The 20,078-nt window shown below is 66.1% G+C and carries 14 protein-coding genes; 4 read left to right on the forward strand and 10 right to left on the reverse strand.

Annotated features, from left to right (window positions below):
• Positions 1 to 39 precede the first annotated feature (39 nt).
• From WBG56_RS08865 to WBG56_RS08900, 8 genes are all read right to left on the reverse strand, one after another.
• The gene (locus WBG56_RS08865) at positions 40 to 1,638 is read right to left on the reverse strand and encodes an ABC transporter substrate-binding protein (RefSeq protein WP_424267375.1); all 1,599 of its coding nucleotides are present in this window, start codon (positions 1,636 to 1,638) and stop codon (positions 40 to 42) included.
• A 32-nt stretch (positions 1,639 to 1,670) separates the two neighbouring features.
• On the reverse strand, positions 1,671 to 3,125 hold the full coding sequence (locus tag WBG56_RS08870) for an NAD-dependent succinate-semialdehyde dehydrogenase (RefSeq protein WP_424267377.1): 1,455 nt from the start codon (positions 3,123 to 3,125) through the stop codon (positions 1,671 to 1,673).
• Entirely contained in the window at positions 3,122 to 4,504 is a 1,383-nt protein-coding gene (locus WBG56_RS08875; protein ID WP_424267379.1) for an aspartate aminotransferase family protein, read from the reverse strand. The genes WBG56_RS08870 and WBG56_RS08875 overlap by 4 nt, the downstream gene beginning before the upstream one ends.
• Before the next feature lie 97 nt (positions 4,505 to 4,601).
• Positions 4,602 to 5,339 carry an enoyl-CoA hydratase/isomerase family protein gene (locus WBG56_RS08880; protein WP_424267381.1) on the reverse strand — a complete coding sequence of 246 codons (738 nt, stop codon included), beginning with the start codon at positions 5,337 to 5,339 and terminating at the stop codon, positions 4,602 to 4,604.
• A 24-nt stretch (positions 5,340 to 5,363) separates the two neighbouring features.
• Complete coding sequence (locus WBG56_RS08885; protein WP_424267383.1) at positions 5,364 to 7,472, reverse strand: acetate--CoA ligase family protein; 2,109 nt, start codon at positions 7,470 to 7,472, stop codon at positions 5,364 to 5,366.
• Positions 7,469 to 8,224, reverse strand: a complete 756-nt coding sequence (locus tag WBG56_RS08890) for an enoyl-CoA hydratase/isomerase family protein (protein ID WP_424267385.1) — start codon at positions 8,222 to 8,224, stop codon at positions 7,469 to 7,471. The genes WBG56_RS08885 and WBG56_RS08890 overlap by 4 nt, the downstream gene beginning before the upstream one ends.
• A 6-nt stretch (positions 8,225 to 8,230) precedes the next feature.
• The gene (locus tag WBG56_RS08895) at positions 8,231 to 8,815 is read right to left on the reverse strand and encodes a cysteine dioxygenase (protein WP_424267387.1); all 585 of its coding nucleotides are present in this window, start codon (positions 8,813 to 8,815) and stop codon (positions 8,231 to 8,233) included.
• A complete protein-coding gene (locus WBG56_RS08900; protein WP_424267389.1) occupies positions 8,812 to 9,990 on the reverse strand; it encodes a CaiB/BaiF CoA transferase family protein in 1,179 nt (392 codons plus the stop codon). Before WBG56_RS08900 ends, WBG56_RS08895 begins: the two co-directional genes overlap by 4 nt.
• A gap of 88 nt (positions 9,991 to 10,078) precedes the next feature.
• Between WBG56_RS08900 and WBG56_RS08905 the strand changes: the two genes are divergently transcribed.
• Positions 10,079 to 10,855: an IclR family transcriptional regulator gene (locus tag WBG56_RS08905; RefSeq protein WP_424267391.1), complete on the forward strand. Its 777-nt coding sequence runs from the start codon at positions 10,079 to 10,081 to the stop codon at positions 10,853 to 10,855.
• Between the two features lie 63 nt (positions 10,856 to 10,918).
• Here the strand turns inward: WBG56_RS08905 and WBG56_RS08910 are convergent, their stop codons facing one another.
• Positions 10,919 to 12,118 carry an MFS transporter gene (locus tag WBG56_RS08910; protein WP_424267393.1) on the reverse strand — a complete coding sequence of 400 codons (1,200 nt, stop codon included), beginning with the start codon at positions 12,116 to 12,118 and terminating at the stop codon, positions 10,919 to 10,921.
• A gap of 88 nt (positions 12,119 to 12,206) precedes the next feature.
• Between WBG56_RS08910 and uvrA the strand changes: the two genes are divergently transcribed.
• The 3 genes from uvrA (at position 12,207) to WBG56_RS08925 (ending at position 17,215) form a co-directional block, all read left to right on the forward strand.
• Positions 12,207 to 15,068 (forward strand): excinuclease ABC subunit UvrA, encoded by a 2,862-nt coding sequence (gene uvrA, locus WBG56_RS08915; RefSeq protein ID WP_424267848.1) that lies wholly within the window; start codon positions 12,207 to 12,209, stop codon positions 15,066 to 15,068.
• 67 nt (positions 15,069 to 15,135) lie between these two features.
• Positions 15,136 to 15,819 (forward strand): response regulator, encoded by a 684-nt coding sequence (locus WBG56_RS08920; RefSeq protein WP_424267395.1) that lies wholly within the window; start codon positions 15,136 to 15,138, stop codon positions 15,817 to 15,819.
• The gene (locus WBG56_RS08925; protein ID WP_424267397.1) at positions 15,806 to 17,215 is read left to right on the forward strand and encodes a sensor histidine kinase; all 1,410 of its coding nucleotides are present in this window, start codon (positions 15,806 to 15,808) and stop codon (positions 17,213 to 17,215) included. The genes WBG56_RS08920 and WBG56_RS08925 overlap by 14 nt, the downstream gene beginning before the upstream one ends.
• A gap of 7 nt (positions 17,216 to 17,222) precedes the next feature.
• On the opposite strand, the gene WBG56_RS08930 is transcribed toward WBG56_RS08925, so the two are convergent.
• Positions 17,223 to 19,943, reverse strand: coding sequence for a diguanylate cyclase (locus WBG56_RS08930; RefSeq protein WP_424267399.1), 2,721 nt, complete (start codon positions 19,941 to 19,943; stop codon positions 17,223 to 17,225).
• Positions 19,944 to 20,078 lie beyond the last annotated feature (135 nt).

Genomic DNA, 20,078 nt, shown 5'->3' on the forward strand with positions numbered 1-20,078 from the left:
CATCCTATCCTTGGTGATACGACCCGCGCCTGCATCACGTCACTTCACCTTGCGGGTGTTCCAGAACACGGCGGTGTCAAACCCGGGGCCCGGGGTGAAGCCGCTGGTGTTCTTGCGAGAAACCGTGCTTTCGACCAGCTGGAACATCATGATGATCGGCGAGTGCTCCTGCACGACCTTCTGCTCCTTCTGGTAGATCTGCTTGCGCGCGGCGGGATCCCGCTCGAGCATGGCCTTTTCCGTCATGGCCGACAGCTCCGGAATATCCCAGGCATTGCGCCACGCGGCCGATTTGTTCGTCGAAGCATCCGAATTATCGGGATTGCGCACGAAGAACTCGGCGGTGGAATGGGGGTCCAGATAGTCCGGCGACCAGCGCGCGAACGCCAGTTCATGACCGCGCGCCCGGTAGGTCGCCAGCACCTGCGCCTGATCGCGCAGCACGAGATTGAGCTTGACGCCCGCCTGCGCGAAAGTCGCCTGCATCGATTGGGCGATATCCGGGAACGGCGGCGGGTTGGCCACCAGGAAATCGATGGAGAAGCCATTCGGATAGCCGGCCTCGGCCAGCAGTTTCTTGGCCTTTTCCACGTCCAGGCGGTAGGGCTTCTCCTCCAGGCCCATATCGCCGGTCAGGAAGGACTGGTGGACCGCGAAATAGCCATCCAGGAACGAATCGGCCATCCCCTGATAATCGATCAGCCAGCGGAAGGCTTCCCAGACCTTGGGATTGGCCAGAATCTCATTTTTCGTGTTCAGCCCGACATAGTAGGTGTTCACTTTCTTGAACACGTCGACGCGCAGGTCCTGATTCGAACGCGAGGCCTTGATCTGATCCGGCCCCAGATCGCGGGCGATGTCCACGTCCCCGGCCTGCAGGAGCAGGCGCTGGGCGGAGGGCTCGGGAATATGACGCACGATGAAACGCTTGAGCGCCGGAGCGCCCAGATAGAAATCCGGATTGGATTCCATCACGACGGCATCCTTGGGCTTCCAGGCCACCAGCCGATAGGCGCCGGCGCCGGCCGAGCGGGTCTTGAGCCAGTTGTAGCCATAGTCCCCGTCCTGTTCGTGCTTTTTGACTTCCTCGCTGTCGACCACCGACGCCACCCCGGCGGACAGGCAACTGATGACCAGCGAGGGGGAATACGACTTGCCGACCTTCAGCACCAGCGTGCCGTCATCCACCGCCCGGACCATCTCGGCGACATTGTCCTTGTTCCAGCCCAACTGCTGGAAAATGAACACCGGGGTCTTGGCCAGGTAGATCACGCGCCGCAGGGAATACTCGGCATCCCGGGCCGTCAGGGCGCGGCCGGATTGGAACTTCAGGCCCTGGCGGATTTTCAGCTCGTAGGTCAGGCCATCCTCGGAGACCTTCCACGACTCTACGGCGCCCCCCACCAGTTTGCTGAAGTCGTGCGGATCATAGGCCATGAGACGCACGTAAAGATTGTTGATGATTTCCCCGCTGCCCCACTCGAACACCTCGGCGGGGTCCAGGGATTTGATGTCGTCGATCTTGCGCGCCATGACCAGGGTGTCGTCCGGCGTGGCGGCCTGGATGGGGCCGGCGCCTCCCAACACGGCTGCCGCGATGGCTGCCCCGAGCGCCCGCTTCCAATATTTTGCATTCATGTCTGTCTCCTGTTTTTAAACGGCATCGGGCTCTAGGCCACCGACCGTTGCGTCACGAATTTCGTCACCGTATAAGCTTCCAGCCCTTCGACTCCCCCCTCGCGGCCATACCCGCTGTCCTTGATTCCGCCGAAAGGCGCTTCCGCCACACCCAAGGCAAAATGATTGATCGCCAGCATGCCGGCCTGCATGCCCGCCGTCACACTGGCGATCCGATCCGCGGACCGGGTAAAGGCATAGGACGCCAGGCCATAGGCCGTGCTGTTCGCCTTTTCCAGCGCTTCTTCGACTGTGTCGAACACATCCAGAACCGCCACCGGACCAAAGGGCTCCTCCTGCCAGATCCGCGCCTGAGCGGGGACATCGGCCAGCACCGTGGGCCGGAAGAAAAACCCCGCTCCTTCGAGACGGGCGCCGCCGGCAAGCACCGTCGCCCCTCGTTGGACGGCGTCATCCACCAGCGCCTGCAAGGCATCGACACGACGGCCGCTCGACAGCGGCCCCATCTGCACGTCCGGCCGATCCCCCCGCCCCACGACGATCGCATCGGCGGCCCGTGCGAACTCGGCGGCGAAACGCTCATAGACGCCCCGCTGCACGAACAGCCGGGTCGGCGAAATGCAGACCTGCCCCGCATTGCGAAATTTGGCGGCCGCCACCGAGCGCGCCACCTCGCCGGGGTCCACGTCGTCGAACACCAGCACCGGCGCATGGCCCCCGAGCTCCAAAGTGCAGGGCTTCATGTACCGGCCCGCCAGCTGGGCCAGCGCCTTGCCCACGGGCACGGACCCCGTGAACGAGACCTTGCGGATCACGGGGGACGGAATCAGGTGGTCGGAGATCATCGGCGGATCGCCGAACACGAGATTCACCACGCCCGCGGGCAGACCGGCATCCGCCAGGGCCTGCACCAGCGCGGCGCTGCCGCCCGGCGCTTCTTCAGGCCCCTTGAGCACGATCGAGCAGCCCACGGCGATCGCCGCGCCGAGCTTCTTGGCGGCTTGCGACGCCGGGAAATTCCAGGGACTGAACGCCGCCACCGGGCCGATGGGCTCGCGCAGCACGATCTGGGACACATCCGACTGGCGGGCCGGAATCATGCGCCCGTAGGCGCGACGCCCTTCTTCGGCGCACCAGTCGAACGCGTCGGCGCAGTTGCGCACCTCCTGCTCAGCCTCGACGACAGGCTTGCCGATTTCGCGGGAAATCAGGGCGGCGATCTCCGGCGCGCGCTCCCGGACCAGGACGGCGGCCCGGCGCAGCACATCCGCGCGATCGCGGGCTGCGATCCGTTTCCAGTGCTCGAAACCGCGCTGCGCGCTCGCCAGCGCGTCATCCAGATCCTGCGTCGTCGCTCTGGCCACGCGGCCCGTAATCCGCCCGCTGGCGGGATCGACGACATCCCGGACCGATCCGTCGCCCGCGGGCCGCCAGCGGCCGTCGATGAACAGACCGGCCAGCGTCTTCTCCATATCGACCCCGCTCATTGGACCAACTCCGCCTGGCGCGCCACGACGAGCGCCTCATCGAGCCCATGCGCAATCCCGTCGAACAGTTCGTCGATCTGCTCCTTCGTGATGATCAGCGGCGGGCTGATCGCCACCGCATTGCGGATGCCGCGCACCAGCACGCCGCGATCGGCAGCCTTGTTCTGAACCACCGCCGCGATATTGTTCTGGGCATCAAAGGGGGCTTTCGACGCCTTGTCCCGCGTGATCTCCAGGGCCCCGATCAGCCCGACGCCCCGCGCTTCGCCCACCAGCGGGTGATCCGCCAGGGACCTCAATCGATGCTGGAAATGAGGCGCCACCGCGCGGACATGGCCGACGATATCCCGCTCTTCATAGATCTTCAGGGTTTCCAGCGCAACGGCGGCGCACACCGGATGGCCCGAATAGGTCACGCCATGCGCGAACACCCCCAGATCCCTGGTCCGCTCGACAACCTTGTCATAGACCTTCTGGCTGACAAGGGTGGCTGAAATCGGCAGATATGAAGCCGACAGGGCCTTGGCGACCGTCATGATGTCGGGCTCGAGATCGAAGGTGTCGCTGCCGAACATGTTGCCCGTCCGGCCAAAGCCGCAGATGACCTCATCCACGATGAAGAGAATGTCGTGCTTTTTCAGCAAGGCCTGCACCTGCTCGAAGTAACCCTGCGGCGGCACGATCACGCCGCCCGAGCCATTGACCGGCTCGGCGATGAAGGCGGCGACCGTTTCCGGTCCCTCGCGCAGAATCAGGGCTTCCAGGTTGCCCACGATGCGCCGGGTAAACTGCGCCTCCGTCTCGCCCGGCCGCGCCTCGTGGTAGTAGCTGGGGCAATCCGTATGCAGGATCCGGTCGATCGGCAGGTCGAAATCCTGGTGATTCGCGGGCAGGCCGGTCAGGCTGGCCGCGGCGACCGTCACGCCGTGGTAGGCGCGCCAGCGGGAGATGATCTTCTTCTTTTCGGGCCGCCCCATGGCATTGTTGTAGAACCAGACGAGCTTCACGGCAGCGTCATTGGCCTCGGAGCCGGAGTTCGCGTACAGAACTTTCCCGAGCGACTTGGGCGCGATCGACAACAATTTCTCGGACAAATCGATGGCCGGTCCATGAGATCGCGAATTGAACAACTGGTAATAAGGCAGCTTCGACAGCTGCCGCGTCGCCGCCTCCACCAGCCGCGGTTCCGAGAACCCCAGGGAAGCGCACCACAGGCCGGACATCCCTTCCAGGTAGCGGCGCCCCTGGTCGTCAAACACATAGACGCCTTCGCCGCGCTCCATGATCAAAGGCCCCTTGTGCAGGTGCGTATCCAGATTCGTATATGGATGAACCAGGCTCTCGATATCCTGGGACACTCTGCGTTGTTCACTGCTCATTGCCTGTCTCCTTCCCTGACTGAATATTGCTTCCCGCCTGCCCCTTGGGCAGATCCATCAAAAGCGCCAACCGGCCGGGGCGCGCGCCATGCGGCGCTCACCGGCCCTTGAAATCGGGCGTCCGCTTCTCGCGAAAGGCGCTGCGCCCTTCCTCGATGTCCTGGCTCGCCTGCACCACGCCCAGTTGCGCGAGGGTGGCCGCCATCTGTTCGGAAGGCCCTTGCGGCAGGACGGAGCGCCGGACGAACCCCTTGATGGTGCGCAGCACCAGCGGCGCCATGGCGGCCAGCTCCCGGGCCATGTCGAGCGCGGCATCGACCTGCTGCCCGACCGGCACGATCTCGTTCACCAACCCGACTTCATACGCCCGCTGCGCATTCATGGGCTTGCCGCGCAAAATGAGTTCCATGGCGATCTTGTGCGGGATGCGGGCCGCCAGCCCGGCGATCATGCCCCCGGTAAAGCCCATCTTTCCCTCCGGGTACGAGAAACGGGTGTTGTCCGCCGCCACCGCCAGATCGCACATCATGTGCATCACCATGGCCCCGCCCACGACCCAGCCTGCCGTCGCGGCAATGACGGGCTTGTCCGTGACCACGCCCACCCCGGGGATGCAGCGCCAGAGTTCGGGCAGATTATTGACGTCGGCGCCTGCGGAGAAGGCCTCGTTGCCCGCCCCGGTAATGACGACCACCCGTTGCTCGGAGGCATCGAACTCGGTCAGGGCCTGCTGCAACGCCAACGCGGTATCCCTGCAGATGGCATTGCGTCTATCCGGCCGATTGATGGTCAACAAGGTGACCAGGCCATGCTGTTCCGTGATGACTACGCTCATGAATTCGCCTCTTCCGTCCTATCGTCAAACAATCTGCGCGCGGGCATCCACCGCGACACACCCCTGCCCCGCCACGCGCACCTTGAGCGGATTGATCTCGATCTCGAAATCCGCCTCGCGCCAATCATGGGCAAGCCAGCTCAGGCGCACCACCGCATCCACCACCGCATCGACATCCAGCGCCGCGCGCCCCCGGTAGGCCCCCAGCAGGGGCGCGACCTTCAAGGCCTGCAAGGCCCGCACGACGGCATCCGGCGCCGCCGGCGCGGGCAACACCACAAAATCCCGCAGCAATTCCACCAGCACGCCGCCGCTGCCGATCACCACCTGCGCCCCGAACTGCGGATCCCGACGGGCGCCGAGAATCAGTTCGAGTTCGCCGCTTTCCATGGATTGCAGGGAGAACCCCTGTATTTCAGCCTGGGGCAAGGTCCGGGAAATGCGCTCGCGCATGGCCTGCAGGCCGGCCTCCAGCGCCCCGGCGTCCCGCACCCCCAGGAGCACGCCGCCCACATCGGATTTATGCACGATCGTGGGGGAAATCACCTTGGCCACCAGAGGAAAACCCACCTCGGACGCCCGGCGCACCGCCTCGCCGATATCGGCCGCGATCACCTCGTCATTGACTGGAATCCCCGCCGCCGCCAGCAGGCGCTTGCTTTCCGACTCGTTGCGGGCGCCCGGCTCCGCCTCCGCGGGCCGGCACCCCGCCGGCCGGACCGGCGCCGTCCACGGCTGGAACGCGGACCAGCGCCGCCATGCCGCCAGGGCATCCACCGCTTCCGACAGGGAATCGGCATAGGGCACTCGCTTGCCGCGCAGGAAATCGCGCGAGGCCTGGGCCGCCCGCCCGGGATGGACCACGAACAGCAAGGGTTTCGGGCTCCCGTCACCGCCTCTGACCAGGGCTTCGGTCACATCATCGAGCATCGGCGCGGTGGTCAGGGCCACCAGCACCGCATCCACCCGCTCATCCGTGAGCGCGACCCGGACGGTGCGCTCCGCGACGTCGACGGAATTCTCGCCCGCCTCGTATTTGCGTCCCCCCATGTCGATGGGGTTCAGGGCCTGGCCGTCCGAATAGAACTCGTCGAAGGCCGCCCTGGTGCCAGCGGTGAACTCCGCAAGGGGAATACCCGACTCGCACAGCCGATCCGCCGCCAGAGCGCCGCCACCGCCGGAAGGGGTCACCACGGCCACCTGCTCAACCGCGCGGCCCGGCTTGCTGGCCATCGCATGCGCCAGCAGCAGCATGGCGGCGGGGTCCTCCATCAACACGACGTTTTCCCGAGCGCACACCGCCTGGAGCGCTGCATAATCCCCCGCCATGCTGGCCGTATGGGAAAACGTCGCCTTGCCCCCGGCGGCCGTGCGGCCCGCCTTCACCGCAAGCCAGGGTTTCCCGGCCTCGCGGGCCTGGCGCGCCAGATCCACGAAGCGGTCCGGCGACTTGATCCCTTCGATGTAGGTGCAGATGACGCGCGTCCTGGCATCATGGATCAGCATCTCGACGAAATCGCACAGTTCCAGATCGGCCTGGTTCCCCACGGAAATGCAATGGCTGAACCCCACGCCCTGGGCATGCATGCGGTCGAACAGCGTCGCCATCAGGGCGCCGCTCTGGCTGATGAACCCGATCGGGCTTTCGATGAGCTGGTCCACGTTCATGGCGGGCGAGGAACACATCACCAACTGATTCGCGGGGCTGACCAGGCCCAGGCAGTTCGGACCGATCAGGCGCATGCCGCCCGCCCGGGCGATTTCGACGATCTCGCGCTCGAGGGCCGCGCCCTGCGGGCCATCATCGGAGAACTTCGAGGTGATGACGATCCCGCATCTCACCCCCCGCTCGGCGCAGGCAGCCACCTGCTCCTTGACCTTCGCCTGCGCGACGGCCAGCACCACCATGTCCGGCGTCTGCGGCAGAGCCTTGACGGAAGGAAAGGCGGGGATCCCGAACAGGCTTTCCCTGAAAGGGTTGATGGGATAGATCCTGCCCCCATATCCATGCTTGAGCAGCATGCGGTACAAACGCCCGCCGAACTTGGTCTGATCCTCCGACGCGCCAATCACCGCCACCGACCCCGGATTGATCAGTTCAGCCAGGATTCCCGCAGATACCGTGCCGCTCATGCTTTCACACTCCTGTCATTCAATTCTTGGGCGGCAGCCCGGAAGGCCCGGATCCGCTCACACAAACCCGGACGCGAAGCCGACAGCACCAGGGCGTTCAAATCCCGATCCCGATGCAGGCTCTGTCCGGCGGCGGCGTACACCGCGCCCCGCGTCTCGACGTCCAGGCGCAGACTCTCCGCATGCAGGCGCTCGATCAACGCCTGGGCGCCTGCCTCATCCACGCAGGTATGCGCCAGCCCGCGCTCCAGGGCTTCGGCCTGAGAAACCCAGCGGCCGCTTCCCACCCAGTCACAGGCAGCGGCGGCGCCCACGCTGCGCGCCAGGCGGCCGGTCCCCAGGACCAGGCCGAACGCCGCCCCGGGAAACCTGAAACTGGACTCGGCCACCAGAATCCTGCGCTGGCAGGCCACAAAGAGGTCCGCGCCCGCGCCCACCATGCGGCCATGGCCCAGGGCGACTGTGATGAACGGAGCGCTCTGGAGCTTCTGCAGCATCAGCTCGATCCGGACGAACCGGGCCATCAGCGCGTCATCCGTCGCCTCATCCAGGTTGCCCAGATCGAAGCCCGTGCAAAAATGGGGGCCCTGCGCATCCAGGACGAGCAGCGTGGTGCCATCTTCATGGCAGCGGCTGATGACGGCCTCCAAGGCGTGCACCATCTCGGCCGAAAGGCTGTTGCCTTTGTGCGGACGGTCCAGCGTCACGCACGTCCTGGTGCCCTGAACACGAATGCGGACAAGTTCCGTCATGACGCCCTACGCCTCTCTCGCCCAGAGGTTGGGACACAAGGCATTCGAATACCCCGAAATGAACGGCTTGACTTCATTCGCCTTCAGATCGTAGACACTGCGCCGGATTTTGCCGATATTGCCGCCATACAAGTGGATGCTGATGGAGACCTGACCGTCGACCGCGTTGCTGACGGCGTGGATATCCCCGTTGCCCGGCGTGACGCAGGCGACATCTCCCGGCATCAGGGTCTGCGACGGACCGCTCTGGCGCACACGTCCATCCGCCCCCTTTTCATATGGCACTTCCTGCTCGGCCCCGCGCAACATGCCGATGACGCCCCACACGGTATGGTCGTGCACCGGCGTGGCCTGCCCCGGCCCCCAGACGAAACTGACCAGAGAAAACCGGTCCAGCGGATCGCCATACAGCAAATGCTGCTGGTAGAACTGAGGATGCGGCTGGGCCATCGCCTCCGGCAGCCAATCATCCACCGCCACCAGGCCCCTCATCCAGCTGCTTGCCTCTGCCAGGACTGCCGTCTGCGACAGATCCGGGCGGCCGACCAATCGGCTGATGGCCTCGACAAACTCCAGCAACTTCTGACTCATGATCTTGCTTCCTTCAGATTTTCGGAAAGCGCCGCGCGGATGCTATCCGTATGCTCTCCCAGCCCGGGAGGATGCCGACGAATCGGCAAGCCGCGGCCGTCCAGCCTCAAAGGCGAGGCAAAAGTCTTCGTCCGGGCGCCGCCCGGCAGATCAAGCGCCTGCACCCACTGCATATGCACAACCTGGGGATCCGCGAGCGCCGCGGAATAGGTATTGATCCGCGCATGCGGCACACCCGCCCGATCGAACACCTCGATCCAGTACGCCACCGACTGACCCAGAAAGCGGGATTCCAGAATCTCTTTGAGCGCGGCCTGATGGCGGGCGCGATCCGTCGTCGTCAGAAAACGGGGATCCTCCGGCAGATGGGGCAGCCCGACGGCCTCGCACACGGCCACCCAGAGTTTGTGATTCCCCGCCGCGATGGCGAAATACCCATCGCCAGCCTGGTAGGCCTGATACGGCGCATTGCGTGGATGCGCGGACCCCAGCCGCACCGGATCCCGGCCGGCGCCGAAATATTCGCTGGTCTGCAGCGCGGCGATCCCCAACGTGCAGCCGAACATCGGCACATCGATGTGCGCCCCCTCGCCCCCCGCGCGGACATGGGCGAGTTTGGCCGCAATCGCAAATGCGGCATACAGGCCCGAGGCGAAGTCCGACACCGGCACGCCGCATTTCGCCGGCAGCCCCTGCGGGTCCCCCGTCACGCTCATGACACCCGCCGCCGCCTGGATCGTCAGATCGAAGCCGCCCTCGCCCGCCCTGGGTCCGGTCTGCCCATAAGCGGAAATCGAGCAATAGACGAGATCGGGCCGCTTTTGCTTGAAATTGGAGAAATCCAGGCCGAGGCGCTTCATCACGCCGGGCCGATTGTTCTCGATCACCACGTCCGCATCCAGGACCAGTTTCGTGGCCAGGCGCAGGTCATCGGCGTCCTTCAGATTCAGGACCGCCGAGCGCTTGTTCCGGTTCAAGGAGGCGAAGTTCTCGCTATAACCCTCATTCAGAGGTGGCCAGGTCCTCAGGGCATCCCCGTCCGGCGCCTCGACCTTGACGACATCCGCGCCCATGTCGGCCAGCAGCATCCCGCAAAACGGCCCGGCCGCGACAGAACAGAACTCGACGACCTTGATATCAGCCAGGGGCAGACCCTGTGCACTCAACTCATCCATCAGACGCCCTTGATCAGTAAGAAAGCATGTGCACAGCTTAAAATCGTTCTAAAATAGCATACAACTGTTCTATTTTATGGAACTCACCATGAACAACACCCTGATCAAGGGGCTGCAAATCATCGAGCTTCTCGCAGACAGCACCACCCCGCTGTCGCTGACGGAGATCGCCCGCGCACTCGGTCTGACCAAAAGCAACATCCACCGGCTGCTGGGCGCCCTGAGCGAGAGCAACTACGTGATCCGGGATCCGGACAGCGGCACTTACACCGCATCCATCCGGCTCTGGGAGCTGGGCTCCGCCGTCCTGGCAAAACTCGATCTACGGCTGCATGCCGCCCACCTGATGGAATCCCTGGCGGAACAGACAGGCGAGAGCGTGCACCTGTCCATCCAGGACCGGGACGAAGTCGTCTATGTGCACAAGGTCGACAGTCCCAACCCGATCCGGGCCTATTCCCAGATCGGAGGACGCGCGCCCATCCATTGCGTCGCAACGGGCAAGGCCATGCTGGCCTTCAAAAACCGCGAATCGCTCCTGTGGAGCACCCGGCATCTGCAGGCGCACACGGAGCACACCATCACAAGCCCCGAGGCCATGCTGGTCGAAACGGAACGGATACGCCGCCAGGGCTATGCCTTGAACGCCGGCGAATGGCGCGAAGGCGTCCACGGCGTGGGCGTGCCGATCTTCGACGGCACAGGACAGGTGATCGCCGCCATCGGGCTCTCCGGGCCCAAGGACCGCTTCACGCCGGAACACATCGAGGCATGCGTCGACCTGCTGAAACAGGCCGCCCAGGACATCATGACGAACCTGGGCAGCAGCCCGTCCCAGCACGCCCTGACGCATCTGTACCGCTGACGCATCGCGCCCGCGGACAACACGATCAGGATGCCGGCGCGGCCTCGGCTTCCAGGCGGCCGGCTAGCGCCCCGACCGGATTTCCTTGAACCCACGCGCCGTATACAGCCAGACCACGGCCATCATGGCGCACACCCAGAACACCCTGGACGGCCCGCTGCCGCGCACCAGGATGCCGCCCAGCACGCCGCCGGCGAACACGCCCAGGGACTGCGCGGTGTTGTAGAAGCCCAGCGCCAGGCCCTTGTAAGAGGGCGGCGCCACCCGCGACACCAGGGACGGCTGCAAGGCTTCCAGGATGTTGAAACACACGAAGAACCCGATCAGGGCCGCCACCACCAGTGCGAAGGAATCCATCAGCCAGGGCAGCGCCCCCAGCACGATGGCCAGCCCCAGCACGGCCCATTCCAGGGCAGGCTTATGGGCCTTGCGGGTTTCGGTGTAGAACACCGCCGGCACCATCAGCACGAAAGACGCCAGGATCACCGGCAGATACACCTGCCACAGGCTGGCGGAATCAAAACCGCCCAGGCGGCCCAGCAGGCCGGGCGCCACCATGAACAGCGCCATCAGGATGAAATGCAGGCAGAACACGCCGAAATTCAGGCGTAGCAGGTCGCGATGAGCCAGCACGTCGCGCGGGGTGGCCTGGATGATGTCGGCCTCGGACTTGGGCACATCGGGCACGAAGAACATCGCGATCAGCAGGCAGACGAAGCCCAGCAGGCTGATGGCCCAGAACAGGCCCGACAGGCCGAACTCGCCCACCAGCACGGGGGACAGCACCAGCGACAGGGCGAAGGAAATGCCGATGGACCCGCCCACCATCGCCATGGCGCGGGTGCGGACTTCCGGCCGGGTGGCATCGGCGATCCAGGCCGTGATGGCGGCCGACACGGCCCCCAGGCCCTGCACCACGCGCCCGATGGTGACCCAGTCCACGTCATTGGTCAGGGCGCAGATCACGCCGCCCGCGACGAACAGCAGCATGCCGAACACGATGATGGGGCGCCGGCCATAGCGGTCGGACGCCATGCCCAGCGGGATCTGCATCACGGCCTGCGTCAGACCATAGGCCCCCAGCGCCAAGCCCACGCGGGCCGGATCGTCGCCGCCCACCAGGGTGCGGGCCGCCACGGCGAAAATCGGGGTCAGCAGGAACAGGCCCAGCATGCGAGCGGCGAACAACATGGACAGCGCCACGCTGCTGCGCCGTTCGAGGGCGGTCAGTTTCAAGCCCGGGGAAGAGGAACGAGGCGACATAATCAGGGCATACCGCAATGAGGATGAAAGAAGGCTGCGCGTTATAGTAGCAAGTTGGCCTTTGAAGAACCTGAACTCCCCTACCGGCATGGACGCCATCTGCATACGCGGTGCTCGCACGCACAATCTGAAGAATATTTCGGTCGACCTGCCGCGCCGCCGGCTGGTCGTCATTACTGGTCTGTCCGGGTCGGGCAAATCGTCGCTGGCCTTTGACACGCTGTATGCCGAAGGCCAACGGCGCTATGTGGAAAGCCTGTCGGCCTATGCCCGGCAATTCCTGCAGATGATGGACAAGCCGGACGTGGACGTGATCACCGGCCTGTCGCCAGCCATTGCCATCGAACAGAAGACCGCCGGCCACAACCCGCGCTCGACGGTGGGCACGATCACGGAAATCCACGACTACCTGCGCCTGCTGTATGCCCGCGTCGGCACCCCCTACTGCCCGGACCATGACCTGCCGCTGCGGGCGCAAAGCGTCAGCCAGATGGTGGACCAGGTGCTGACCCGCCCGGAAGGCAGCCGCCTGGCCATCCTGGCCCCGCTGGCCCGCAATCGCCAGGACGATCTGGCCGCGGAATGCCGGCGGCTGCAGGCCCTGGGGTTCGTGCGCGCCCGCATCGACGGCGTCATCCACCCGATCGACGGCAGCGCCCCTCTGCCCCAGCCCGACGGCGGCTGGAACCTGGACGTGGTGGTCGACCGCCTGCGGGCCCGGCCCGACAGCCGCCAGCGGCTGGCCGAAAGCTTCGAGACCGCGCTGGACCTGGCCCAAGGCCGCGCCGGGGTGCTGGATCTGGATTCCCAGGAAGAATGGGCGTTTTCCGCCGCCTACGCCTGTCCGGTCTGCGCCCGGGGCATGGGCAGCCTGGAACCGCGCCTGTTCAGCTTCAACAACCCGGTAGGCGCCTGCCCCGCCTGCAACGGCCTGGGCCAGGTGGATTCCTTTGACCCGGATCGCGTGGTGGCCTTCCCCGAACTGAGCCTGGCGGCAGGCGCCATCCACGGCTGGGACCGGCGCAATGCCTTCAGCTACGCCATGATGGCCAGCCTGGCGCAACACTACCGCTTCAACCTGGACACGCCGTTCCAGGACCTGGACGCCGCCACCCGCGACCATATCCTGCACGGCTCGGGCGCCGAGGAAATCGCATTCCAGTACCTGGGCGAAGGCGGCATCCCGGCGATCCGGCGCCATGCCTTCGAAGGCGTCATCCCGAACCTGGAACGGCGCTGGCGCGAAACGCACTCCAATGCCGTGCGCGAGGAACTGGGCCGGCTGCGGCACACCACCAACTGTCCGGAATGCCACGGGGCGCGGCTGTGCACCGAGGCCCGTCACGTATTGATCGGCACGGATTCCGGGCCCGGCCAGCGGCGCGGGCGCGCCATCTTCGAGGTCGAAGCCCTGTCGCTGGCCGACTGCCGGCGGTGGTTCCAGGATTCCGACCTGGGCGGCGCGCGCCGCGAGGTCGCCGAGCGCATCGTCCACGAGATCCGCGCCCGCCTGGACTTCCTGGACAACGTCGGCCTGGGCTACCTGTCGCTGGACCGCAGCGCCGACACGCTGTCGGGCGGCGAGGCCCAGCGCATCCGCCTGGCCAGCCAGATCGGATCGGGCCTGACAGGAGTGATGTACGTGCTGGACGAACCGTCCATCGGTCTGCACCAGCGCGACAACCGGCGTCTGATCGACACCTTGCAGCAGTTGCGCGACCTGGGCAACAGCGTGATCGTGGTGGAGCACGACGAGGACATGATCCGCGCGGCCGATCACGTGCTGGACATGGGGCCGGGCGCCGGCGAACAAGGCGGCCATGTGGTCGCCCAGGGCACGCCGCAGGACATCGCCGTCCAGCCGCAGTCGCTGACCGGCCAGTACCTGGCGGGCGCCCGGCGGATCGCCATCCCGCCCCGCCGCGCCGTCGCGCCCGATGACCCGGACCTGCACTGGCTGCGCGCGCTGGGCTGCCGCGGCCACAATCTGCAGGGCGTGGATCTGTCGATCCCGGCCGGGCGCTTCACCTGTGTGACGGGGGTGTCGGGCTCGGGCAAATCGACCTTGATCAACGATACGCTGGTGGCGGCCATGAGCCAGCGCCTGCACCGCGCCCAGACCACGCCCGCCCCCTTCGACCACCTGGAAGGCCTGGAGCATTTCGACAAGATCATCAGCATCGACCAGAACCCCATCGGCCGCACGCCGCGCAGCAATCCGGCCACCTACACGGGCCTGTTCACGCCGATCCGCGAACTGTTCGCAGGCGTCCCCGAGGCCCGTCTGCGCGGCTATGACGCGGGACGGTTTTCCTTCAACGTCAAGGGCGGGCGCTGCGAGGCCTGCCAGGGCGACGGCATGGTGCGGGTGGAAATGCATTTCCTGCCCGACATGTACGTGCCCTGCGAGGTCTGCCAGGGGCTGCGCTACAACCGCGAAACCCTGGACATCCGTTATCGGGGCCACGCCATCAGCGACATCCTGGACCTGACCGTGGCCCAGGCGCTGGAGCTGTTCGCCGCCGTGCCCACGGTGGCCCGCAAGCTGCAGACCCTGATGGACGTGGGCCTGTCCTACATCCGCCTGGGGCAAAGCGCCACCACGTTGTCGGGCGGCGAAGCGCAGCGCATCAAACTGTCCCAGGAACTGTCGCGTCGCGGCTCCGACCGCACACTGTACGTGCTGGACGAACCCACCACCGGCCTGCATTTTCACGACATCTCCGTCCTGCTGGACGTGCTGCAGCAACTGGTGCAAGCCGGCAGCACGGTGCTGGTGATCGAACACAACCTGGACGTGATCAAGACGGCCGACTGGGTGGTGGACCTGGGCCCCGAAGGCGGCGCGGGCGGCGGACGGATTGTCGCCCAGGGCACGCCAGAGGCCATCGCCGCCGCCCCTGACAGCCACACCGGCGCCTGGCTGAAACACGTGCTGGAACCCCGCTAGCGTCCCGCTCGGATCGAGCCGAACGGGACACTGGGCAAAGCCGCCGCCGCGACCTATCATCGACATCATGCGCATCCTGCTGATTGAAGACGAATCGGAACTGGCCAACTGGCTGGCTCGCAGTCTGGCGCGGCACGGCGGCTTCACGGTCGACTGGGCCGATGACGCCGAACTGGCCGAACGCCGCCTGGCGGTCGAGGAATTCGACGCCATCGTGCTGGATCTGGGCCTGCCGGGCATGAACGGCCACGAATTCCTGCGCCGCTTGCGCAGTCGTGACGACCGCTGCCCCGTGCTGGTGCTGACGGCGCGCGACGCCATGGCCGAACGCATCGGCTCCCTGCACGAAGGCGCCGACGACTTCATGCAAAAGCCGTTCGCCATCGAAGAGCTCGAAGCCCGGCTGCACGCCCTGGTCCGCCGCAGTCGGGGCCGCGAACATCCCCGCTGGATGCTCGGCGATCTGGTGCTGGACATCGGCAGTCAGCGGTTTCTGCACCGCGACGCCCCGCTGGCCTTGTCGCCCCGCGAATACGCCGCCCTGAAAGTACTGATGCAAAAAGCCGGCGAGCCCGTGACCAAGCAGCAGATCCTGGACCGCATCAGCCCGGACGACACCAGCATCAACCTGGAAGCCATCGAAGTCCTGGTGCACAGACTGCGCAAGAAACTCACCGACACCGGGGCGCAGATCGTCACCCTGCGCGGCATGGGTTATTGCCTGGAACCCGCCGACCATGGCCCCGGCTGAGCCCCGATCGCACAGCCTGCGGGCGCTGTTGCTGTGGATGCTGATCCCGGCCCAGGTGGCCGTGCTGAGCGTCGCGCTGTGGTATTCCAGCCACCAGTTGCACAATCAGATCGACCTGGCCTATGACCGCTCCCTGATCGGCGCCCTGCGGGCCATCGACCACAACATCGCTACGGAAAGCGGCGGCCTGGCGGTGGAACTGCCCTACCTGATGCTGGAATTCTTCGAGCTGACGGCCAACAACACGGTGTACTACCGCATCCTGACCGAGGACGGCCTGGCGGATATCGGCAATCAGGCGCTGCCCCTGCCCGAAGAGCGCCTGAAGTCGGACGTCCCGGTTTTCTACGACCGCGACTACCTGGGCACGCCGATCCGCATCGCCGCCATGGCCCGGCGCATGACGCCGCCCCTGTACGGGCAGGAACAGGGGCGGGTCATCGTCATGGTGGGCGAGGACCGCAGCGGCCGCGACGGCGTGATCCGCGACATCATGCTGCGCAGCATCGCGCGCGACGTGATCGAAGTGCTGGCGTCCTCCGGATTGATCTTTCTGGGCGTGCTGATCGGACTGCGGCCGCTGACGCGCCTGTACCGCACGCTGAAAGGCCGCAAGACCGACGACCTGAGCCCGATCCTGGCCCCGGAACTGCCCCGTGAAGTCCAGCCTCTGGTGCGCGCCGTGAACCAGCACGTCGCCCGTCACGCCCGGCAGGCCCGGCGGCAACGCCAGTTTCTGGACGACGCCTCGCACCAGTTGCGCACACCGCTGGCCGTCCTGAATACCCAGCTGGACTACGCGCTGCGCGAACCCGACCCTGCCGAGGCCCGCACCGCCCTGCTGGCGATGCGCCAGGGCCTGGTCCAGGCTCAGCGCGCCGCGGCCCAGATGCTGGCGCTGGCGCGGGCCCGCGAAGCCGACGAACAGAGCGATACTCTGCAGCCCGTCGCGCTGACGCCGTTGGCCCAGGATGTCATCCGCCAGATCTACAACCTGGCCCGGCAGAAGCAGCAGTCCATCGCCCTGGAGGGCGCGGAACTGGATGCGGTCGTTCCGGGCATCGAATGGCTGCTGCGCGAGGCCCTGGTCAACCTGATGGACAACGCCATCAAATACACCCCGGCGGGCGGGACCATCACCTTGCGCATCCTGCGGACGTCCGGGCAGGTCTCACTGAGCGTCCAGGATACGGGGCCGGGCATGTCGGACGCCGACATCGGCAAGGCCGGCCGACGTTTCCGGCGCGGCCAGGCCGGCAAACACAGTCACGGAGCGGGCCTGGGACTGGCCATCGTGCACACGATCATGCAGCGCCATCGGGGCGCGCTGAGCATCCGGTCTCCAGGACAAGGCTGCGAGGTGACCTTGGTCTTCCCCGCCCCATCCACGACCTGACGCAGGGTCAAGGCTCCGGCGCCAGGCTGGAGTACTCCTCGCATTCCACTCGATTGCGGCCGGCCGCCTTGGCCCGGTACAAGGCGCCGTCGGCCTGGCCGATCAGCCATGCGGCGGTATATTGACCGCCGACCTCCAGGGCGGCCACCCCGATACTGACTGTCACGCGGCCATCCAGCCCATGCTCGTGGGGCAAGCCCAGCTGCGCAATATGATCGCAGACCTGACGGGCGAGCCGACACGCCGCGTCCCGGTCCGTGTCCGCCAGGATGGCGGCGAATTCCTCGCCGCCGTAACGCGCCACCAGGTCGCCGGGGCGACGGAAGGTCTGGCGCAGCACCTGCGCCACCTGCTGCAAGACGGCATCCCCCGCCTGATGCCCATAGGCATCGTTGTAGCGCTTGAACCAGTCCACGTCGATCATCAGCAGACTGATGGGAAAACCGCCGCGCCGGGCGCGCTGCCATTCCTGCGCCAGCACGTCGTCGAAATGACGCCGATTGGACACCCCGGTCAGGCCATCCGTGACGGAAAGTTCCGTCAGTTGCTGATTGACGAGCACCAGGGCCCGAGTGCGTTCGGCCACCTGCTGTTCCAGAGCCTGATGATGACTGCGCAAGCGGTCGGCCATGCTGCCCAAGGCCTGCACCAGCAGCACGATTTCCCGGACCGGGCTGCGCACCCGAGGGGGGGCCTGCCATTGGCCCTCGGCCAGGCAACGGGCCCAACGCATCAGAGACTGCAGCGGCCGCGACAGCCACCAGGCAGCCAACGACGCCGCGATCAGCCCCAGCACCCAGAATCCCAGGATCAACAGCCCGATGCGCTGAATGGATTGCTCCACCGGCACCGCATAGCGGCTTTCCGGCAAGGCCAGCGCCAGGGTCAGCATGGGGCCATCTGGCAGCTGGATGGACTGCCAGTAGGTCTGGTAGCGCTGATCCTGCGCGACGATCCGCTGATGGCCGAAGGGCCGGCCCGATTCCCGGATGGCGGCGCCCATCTGCTGGATCATGGGTTGCGGGCTGTTGACGGCCTGCATCCGGGACGCCCGGCCGGCATGCTCGGTATAGACCTGCCCGCCCCCGGAGCTGGCCAGCAGATGGCCATCGGGCTCCATCAGGAACGACAGTCCGCCCAGACCGTCCATTTCCGCCGCCAGGAACCGGCTGATCTGCGTCAGCGCGATATCGGCGGTCAGCACCCCCTGCAACTGATGCCCGGCGTCATACAGAGGCACGGCCATGCCCATGCCCATATCGTCATAGCCGCCGTCATGCGCCCGGATGTCGTACTGATACGCCATGTACCAGTGCAGGGCGCCGGCCTCGACGGCGGCCTTGAACCAGGGGCGCGCGCGGGGGTCGAAATGCGCGTTGCCGGCCGGCAAACGGGTACTGCGGCGATTGGCGTCGTCCACCCGGAAAAGATGCAGGACGCCGCCATCCGCCTGATCGGCTTCCAGGATCCGCAGGCTCTGCCCCGGCTCTCGGGGCGGGCGGCTGGCCGCCAGATAATCGCCGGTGACGGTGCCCACGGACAGATACGTCAGCAAGGGTTGCTGACGCAGTTGCAGCAGGAAGCTATGCAGCAAGGGCGTGCGCGCATCCAGCGACAGCAGGCCATCCTGCAGTTGACGGACGTTGAAGGTGGCGGCGGCGCGGGGAACCTCGAAAAAAGCCGCGACCTTGCCGCGCAACTGGCCGGCCATCTCTTCCACCCGCTGTTGCTCCATGCGCTGCACGGTCTGGATGGAAGCGGTGAAGACCAGCCAGCCGGCCAGCCCCACGATCAACGGCAGGGGAATCAGGGTGGCCAGCAGCAAGAGCATGCGCAGCGACAGCAGCCCCGCCGCCGGCCCCTGGCCCGGCGACCGGGCGGGCCACACATGGCTGCGATACAGGAACAGCAGCACACACACCAGAGTCAGGCCGCCGCCCAGGCCCCGGATGAGCCAGAGCCGCGCCCCATCGTAAGCCAGATCCGGCTGGGGAACCGCAGCCAGCGCCCAGTTGCCGTCGGGCAGGGAAATCTGCGCCTGGGCATGCGCCTGATCAAACAGGCTGGCGTCGCCATACAGGACATGAGTGGGCTGATCCGCCGCCGGACGGCTGCGGATGGCCAGATCGAACAGGACATCCGGGCCTTGCAGGCCGGCCTGCTGCAAGGTCCGGTCCAGATCGACCGTCAAGGCCGCCATGCCCCGGTAACGGGGCGGGCCGCCCGGAGGCCCGTCCAGGAAGAGCGGCGTGCGGACGATCAAACCCGGACGCCCGGTCTGCACCAGGCGAGCGCTGCCATCGATGACCGGCACCCGCTGCTGGATCATCTGCTTGATCTTGGCCATGAATTCCGGATGCAGGCCGTAATCCATGCCAATGACGTTTTCATTGCCCGCGACGGGATAGACCTGGGTGATCTTGAGCCGGTCGACATAGACGATGCTGCGGATATCGGCCCTTTGACCCACCATCCGCATGGCCAGCGCGGCAAAGGCCGGAGCTTCCTGCCCCGGCGCCACGGCGGCCAGGGTATCGGCCAGCCGGTGGTTCAGGGCCAGCAGCGCATACAGATCATCCGACAAGCGGCGGGTATGCAGGTCGAGCTGCTGCCGCACCTGGGCCATGACGGCGGCATCATGACGCGAACGGTCCCAAGACTCCAGCCCCAGCGTGGCCCCCAGCCCTGCCAGCACCAGCACTACCACGATGGACAGGATCCTGTTCAATCGATTTTCCTACCGAGGCTGCTTTGTATGAAAGTGTGTCACCAACCGCCGCGTCTGACCAGTCCAAAATCGACGGCTGCCGGGCGAATCGGGGATTTTGGCCTAGGGTTATCCCGCAACCGCACCATTTTGAAA

The sequence above is a fragment of the Castellaniella sp. genome, from assembly GCF_049671645.1.
Taxonomy (GTDB): domain Bacteria; phylum Pseudomonadota; class Gammaproteobacteria; order Burkholderiales; family Burkholderiaceae_B; genus Castellaniella.